The sequence below is a fragment of the Streptomyces solincola genome (assembly GCF_002982015.1).
GTDB classification, from domain to species: domain Bacteria; phylum Actinomycetota; class Actinomycetes; order Streptomycetales; family Streptomycetaceae; genus Streptomyces; species Streptomyces solincola.
This window is the reverse complement of record NZ_PVLV01000309.1, coordinates 1-6,184: the sequence shown is the minus strand read 5'-3', so window position 1 is coordinate 6,184 and position 6,184 is coordinate 1. Positions and strand designations below refer to the sequence as shown.

Here is a 6,184-nt window from a genome sequence, read left to right as displayed (position 1 = left end):
GCCGGCCGGCCCGGACGGTCCGACCGGCACAGCGGCGGCAGCGCGATCGTCGCCGGGCTGCCGGAGGCGCAGGCCAAGCTGGCCCGCTGCTGCACCCCCGTACCGCCGGACGCGGTGACCGGCTTCGCGGTACGCGGCGGGTACGTCACCGTGCACCGGGCCGCCTGCTCCGCGGTGACCCGGATGGCGGCGGCCGGGCGCGAAGCGGTGCCGGTCGGCTGGGGCGAGAGCGCCGGCTGCCGGGTGACGCTGGTCGCCGAGGCCTTCGGCCGCCCCCGGCTCCTCGCCGACCTCACCGACGCCATCGCCACCGCCGGGGCGGCGATCGTGTCGGCGACCGTCGAACCGCCCAGCGAGCAGCGGGTCCGCCACACCTACACGCTCCGCCTGGCCGACGCCGCCGAGCTCCCGGCGCTGATGCGGGCGATGCGCCAGGTCGCCGGGGTCTACGACGTCGCCCGCGCCTGAGGGCAGGGCCCGGGACCGCGTCCGCGGGGTCCGGCGTCGGTACCGGGCGACGCGGTGCCGGGGCCGTTCGGGTGCGCGGGGCGCGCGCCGCCCCGGCGGTCACCGGTCGCCCTGGTAGCGGTTGCCCATGTCCCACACCACGCCTCCGCCCGCACCCCGCGTCCCGTCCGACCGCCGGCCCGCCCGCCGCTCGCGCCTCACCCGTATCGCCCTGGCGGTGCTCGCCTCCGCCGGACTGATGGGCGCCGCGTTGCCCGCGCCCGAGCCGCTGGGCATCGGCGACCCGCTCTTCCCGCACCTGGGCAACCCCGGCTACGACGTCCTCGCCTACGACATCGCCTTCTCCTACGGCGGTGACAACACCAAGCCGCTGGACGCCGTCACCACCATCGACGCCCGGATCACCGACCGACTGGAACGGGTCAACCTCGACCTCACCCACGGCGCCGTGCGCTCCGTCGCGGTGGACGGCGCCCCCGCCTCGTACGTCCGCAGCGGCGAGGACCTGGTCGTCGACCCGGGCCGCGCCTTCGGCCCCGGCGAGCGGGTGCGCATCACGGTCTCCCACACCAGCGACCCCACCGGCCCCAGGGGCGCCGGCGGCTGGGTGCGCACCGCCGACGGGCTGGCCATGGCCAACCAGGCCGACGCCGCCCGCCGCGTCTTCCCGAGCAACGACCACCCCTCCGACAAGGCGCTGTTCACCTTCCGGGTCACCGCGCCCAAGGACCTCACGGTCGTCGCCAACGGCAGCCGCGTCGCCCGGGTGCTCAGCGGCGCCACCCGCACCTGGGTCTACCGGAGCGCCGACCCGATGGCCACCGAGCTGGCCCAGGTCTCCGTCGGCCGCTCCGCCGTGCTGGAGCGCACCGGCCCGCACGGGCTGCCGGTCCGCGACGTGGTCCCGGCCGCGGACGTCTCCCTGATGACGCCCTGGCTGAAGAAGACCCCCGCCCACCTGGAGTGGATGGAGCGGAAGACCGGCCGCTACCCCTTCGAGACCTACGGGGTGCTCGTCGCCTCCGCCGACACCGGTTTCCAACTGGAGACCCAGACGCTCTCCCTGTTCGAGCGCTCGCTCTTCGCCGGCTCCGGACTGCCCGACTGGTACGTCGAGTCGATCATGGTGCACGAGCTGGCGCACCACTGGTTCGGCAACAGCGTCTCGCCGCGCCGCTGGGCCGACCTCTGGCTCAACGAGGGCCACGCCACCTGGTACGAGATGCTGTGGGCCGAGGAGGAGGCGGGCGTCACCATGACCGCCCGGATGCGCCAGGCGTACGCCGAGTCCGACGGCTGGCGGAAGGCGGGCGGCCCCCCGGCGGCGCCCCGCCCGCCCGCCGCCGGGCAGCAGATCAGCCTGTTCCGGCCGGTCGTCTACGACGGCAGCGCGCTGGTCCTCTACGCCCTGCGGCAGCAGATCGGCACGGCAGCCTTCGAGCAGCTGGAGCGGCGCTGGGTGGCGGAGTACGCGCACGCCACGGCGAGCACCGACGACTTCGTCCGGCTCGCCTCGGAGGTCGCCGGCCGGGACCTCGGCGGCTTCCTGCACGGCTGGCTGTACGGCGAGAAGACGCCGCCGATGCCGGGCCACCCGGACTGGCGCAGCGCCGCGCCGGTGAGGGCCAAGGGCGCCAAGAAGCCCGAGGGCGCGCCGGCGGAGGCGCGGCACGCCCCGCCGGCCGCCGTCGCCAAGCGCTGACCGGGCGGACTCGGACCGCGGTACGGGTGCGCTCGCGGCCGCCCGGGCGTCGCACGCCGCCGACGGCCCGGGCTTCCGACGGCTCGCCGTCCTCGAACGTTCCTCAAGGGTCACTCGGCGGATGGTCGAGGAGCGGTCGAGCCGTCGGAAAAGCCGGTGACGCGCCGCGCGGCCCGTGCCACCATCGAAGGGTCGGCGGCGCCGCGGCACGCGGACGCAGGGCCGTCCGGGAATGATCCGGAACGCCCGGACGTTCTGCTTGACGCGGCACACGGGTGCCACCGGACCGGTCCACGGTCCGAGGTCCCGGCCGCCGCAGCGGTCCCGGGCGGCGGTTTCGCCCCGGCCATCCGTATTCCCGACCAGGTAAAGGACCCAATGACCTCCTCTTCGACCCCTTCCCAGGACGCACAGACTTTCGCGGCCACGAGCCGCACCGAAGGCCGCCGGGCCGATGCCCTGATGGAAGAGGACGTCGCCTGGAGCCACGACATCGACGGAGTGCGGGACGGCGACCAGTACGACCGGTCCGACCGTGCCGCGCTGCGCCGGGTGGCCGGTCTGTCCACCGAGCTGGAGGACGTGACCGAGGTCGAGTACCGCCAGTTGCGCCTGGAGCGCGTGGTGCTGGTCGGTGTCTGGACCTCCGGTACGGCCCAGGACGCGGACAACTCCCTCGCGGAGCTGGCCGCACTCGCCGAGACCGCGGGTGCGGTGGTGCTCGACGGCGTCATCCAGCGCCGCGACAAGCCGGACCCGGCCACCTACATCGGCTCGGGCAAGGCCGGCGAGCTCCGCGACATCGTGCTGGAGACCGGCGCCGACACCGTCGTCTGCGACGGTGAGCTGAGCCCCGGCCAGCTCATCCACCTCGAAGACGTCGTCAAGGTGAAGGTGGTCGACCGGACCGCGCTGATCCTCGACATCTTCGCCCAGCACGCCAAGAGCCGTGAGGGCAAGGCGCAGGTCGCGCTCGCGCAGATGCAGTACATGCTGCCGAGGCTGCGCGGCTGGGGCCAGTCGCTCTCCCGGCAGATGGGCGGCGGCGGGGGCGGCGGCATGGCCACCCGAGGTCCCGGTGAGACCAAGATCGAGACCGACCGGCGCCGGATTCGCGAGAAGATGGCGAAGATGCGCCGCGAGATCGCGGAGATGAAGACCGGCCGCGACATCAAGCGGCAGGAGCGGCGCCGCAACAAGGTGCCGTCGGTCGCCATCGCCGGCTACACCAACGCCGGCAAGTCCTCGCTGCTCAACCGGCTCACCGGGGCCGGCGTCCTGGTGGAGAACGCCCTGTTCGCCACCCTGGACCCGACCGTGCGCCGGGCGGAGACGCCCAGCGGCCGGCTGTACACCCTGGCGGACACCGTCGGCTTCGTCCGGCACCTGCCGCACCACCTGGTCGAGGCGTTCCGCTCCACCATGGAGGAGGTCGGCGACTCCGACCTCATCCTGCACGTGGTGGACGGCGCACACCCGGCGCCGGAGGAGCAGCTCGCCGCCGTGCGCGAGGTGATCCGGGACGTCGGCGCCACCGACGTACCGGAGATCGTGGTGATCAACAAGGCGGACGCGGCCGACCCGGTCGAGCTCCAGCGGCTGCTGCGGGTGGAGCGCAACGCCATCGCGGTGTCCGCGCGCACCGGCGCCGGCATCGCCGAGCTGCTCGCCCTGATCGACGCCGAGCTGCCCCGGCCGAAGGTCGAGATCGAGGTGCTGGTGCCGTTCACCGAGGGCGCGCTGATCTCCCGGGTGCACAACGAGGGCGAGGTCCTCACCGAGGAGCACACCCCGGAGGGCACCCAGCTCAAGGCACGGGTCCACGAGGAGCTGGCCGCGGCCCTCGCCCCGTACGTGCCGACCGCGCACTGAGGCGCCGAGGAGGGGAGGGGCTCGGCACCGAGCCCCTCCCCTCACGCGTCACGGCTGAAGGCCCGTTTCCCCGGACGACCGATCCGGGGAAACGGGCCTTCGGCTCGTGGGACAGCGCTCAGCGGCCGGCGAACTTCCGGCTGACCGCGTCGTAGACGCCCTTGGCGCCGTCGTCCAGCCGGGGGCCGGCCAGCCAGCCGCCGGTGACCGGGCCGATCGAGGTGTTGGACACCAGCGCCGGCTTCCCGTCACGTCCGGCGCCGACCCAGCCGCCGCCGGACGCGCCGCCGGTCATCGTGCAGCCGATCCGGTACATCGTGGGCTGGTCGGCCTCGATCGACAGCCGGCCCGGCTCGCCCTCGCAGGCGAACATCTTCTGCCCGTCGAACGGCGGGGCGGCCGGGTAGCCGGTCGCCTCCAGGCCGCCCGCCTCGGGCACGGCCGGGGCGCCGAACTCCACCGGCAGCGCCGAGCCGACCGTCTCCTCCAGCGACTTGCCGTCGCCGCCCTTCTCCGGCGTCACGTGGATGACGGCGTAGTCGTACGGGGCGCCCTGGCCGCCCGTGGACGCGCCCTGGTCGATCCACTGCTCGGAGGTCTGCGCCCAGTCGCCCCACCACACGCCGTAGGGCGCGATCTCCTCGCGGGTCGCGTCCTCCAGACCGGCCTCGGACTCACCGGAGTCGTTGTACGAGGGGACGAAGGCGATGTTCCGGTACCAGCCGCCGTCCTTGCCCGCGTGCACGCAGTGGCCCGCCGTCCAGACCAGGTTGGACCTACCCGGGTTGGCCGGGTCCTTCACCACGGTCGCCGAGCACACCATCGACCCCTGCGGGCCGTCGAACAGCACCTTGCCGGAGGCCGGGGCGGCCGAGTGGTACGGGGTGTCCACGGCCTGCGCCTCGACCGCCGCCGGCTCGGGGTCGGTCACCCCGGTGTCACCGGAGATGTCCCCCTCCTCGACCGGGCGCTGCGGCTCCTCGGCCTCCCGCATGCGGTCCGGGTCCCACAGGTCCTCGATGATCGGGTTGACGTAGTCCTGCGCCTCGCGCAGCCACCGGTCCCGGTCCCAGTTCTTCCACTCGCCGCCGCGCCACTCGTCCAGGTCGATCCCGTGCTCCTTGAGGCGGTCCTTCAGGTCCTCCGGGATCGTGAACCCGCCGGACGCGGCGGTCGCGGTCGGCGAGGCGGCCGCGGACGGGTCGCCGCCCGCGTTGTCCTCGCCCGGCCCGCAGGCGGTGGCGGTCAGCGCCAGCACCGCCGCGGCGGAGGCCGCGGCGAGCAGCGGACGTATGGGTCGCATGTGGTGATCCCCCATGAGCTTCAAGGAGCGGGCTCGGTGTCGTCGTGTGTCGCGTCGCACCCACGGCAGGGGGTGCGGCCCCCACTATGCCGTGTCGCTGGAGACGGCCTCCGGCAGGGCCGCGGTTCCGTCCAAGGCCGCGACCAACCCGGCGAACTGGGCGTCCGCGCCCGCCTGATGCGCCCTGCGTCCGGGTATGCGCGCCAGCACGCTGCCCACACGGGGCGGCGACCCGGCCGGGTGACGGAGCGTCAGCCGTCCACCCCGCCCGGCAGGACGATGATCTTCGGAGGAGCCGTGATCCTGAACGCACGCGGTCGTTGTTACGTACCGGGGACTTGAGGACGGCGTCCACCGCCGCCCGCGGCGGCGCCGACACCGACGACACCGACGCGCGCGGCGCGATCGTGACCGGGAGGACCGAAGCCGTGGCCGTGACCGAATCTCCGGTGGCACCCACGTCCGCACACGAGGGCATCCTGCGCCGCCAGTCGCAGCGCGAGTCGGCCGCCCGGACCTACGCGCGCTCGCTGCCGATCGTGCCGGTGCGGGCCCGCGGGCTGACGATCGAGGGCGCGGACGGCCGGCGCTACCTGGACTGCCTCTCCGGCGCCGGCACCCTCGCGCTCGGCCACAACCACCCGGTGGTGCTCGAAGCCATCAGGAAGGTCATCGACTCCGGCGCTCCCCTGCACGTACTGGACCTCGCCACCCCGGTGAAGGACGCCTTCATCACCGAGCTGTTCGCCACCCTGCCGGCCGGGCTCGCCGACGACGCGCGCATCCAGTTCTGCGGCCCGGCCGGCAGGGTGGCGAACAGCTCGGTGATGAAGGCGTCC

General features: G+C 74.2%; 5 protein-coding genes. 4 read left to right on the top strand and 1 reads right to left on the bottom strand.

Going from position 1 to position 6,184, the window contains the following annotated elements:
- The 3 genes from C6N75_RS20010 to hflX form a co-directional block, all read left to right on the top strand.
- On the top strand, positions 1–468 hold a 468-nt coding region (locus C6N75_RS20010; protein ID WP_146132616.1), incomplete at its 5' end, for an ACT domain-containing protein.
- 127 nt (positions 469–595) lie between these two features.
- Entirely contained in the window at positions 596–2,170 is a 1,575-nt protein-coding gene (locus C6N75_RS20005) for a M1 family metallopeptidase (protein WP_105870288.1), read from the top strand.
- 378 nt (positions 2,171–2,548) lie between these two features.
- Positions 2,549–4,042 (top strand): GTPase HflX, encoded by a 1,494-nt coding sequence (gene hflX / locus C6N75_RS20000; RefSeq protein WP_105870287.1) that lies wholly within the window; start codon positions 2,549–2,551, stop codon positions 4,040–4,042.
- Positions 4,043–4,160: 118 nt separating this feature from the next.
- Here hflX and C6N75_RS19995 read toward each other — a convergent pair whose 3' ends face one another.
- A complete protein-coding gene (locus tag C6N75_RS19995) occupies positions 4,161–5,345 on the bottom strand; it encodes a trypsin-like serine peptidase (protein WP_181160544.1) in 1,185 nt (394 codons plus the stop codon).
- Positions 5,346–5,773: 428 nt separating this feature from the next.
- Between C6N75_RS19995 and C6N75_RS19990 the strand changes: the two genes are divergently transcribed.
- Positions 5,774–6,184, top strand: a 411-nt coding sequence (locus C6N75_RS19990) for an aminotransferase class III-fold pyridoxal phosphate-dependent enzyme (RefSeq protein WP_146132617.1), incomplete at its 3' end; no start/stop codon positions are given.

What these genes read in the sequence shown, in the direction of transcription:
- C6N75_RS20005 (WP_105870288.1), top strand. Translation starts at nt 596, where the DNA reads ATGTCCCACACCACGCCTCCGCCCGCACCCCGCGTCCCGTCCGACCGC.
- hflX (WP_105870287.1), top strand. Translation starts at nt 2,549, where the DNA reads ATGACCTCCTCTTCGACCCCTTCCCAGGACGCACAGACTTTCGCGGCC.
- C6N75_RS19995 (WP_181160544.1), bottom strand. Translation starts at nt 5,345, where the DNA reads ATGCGACCCATACGTCCGCTGCTCGCCGCGGCCTCCGCCGCGGCGGTG.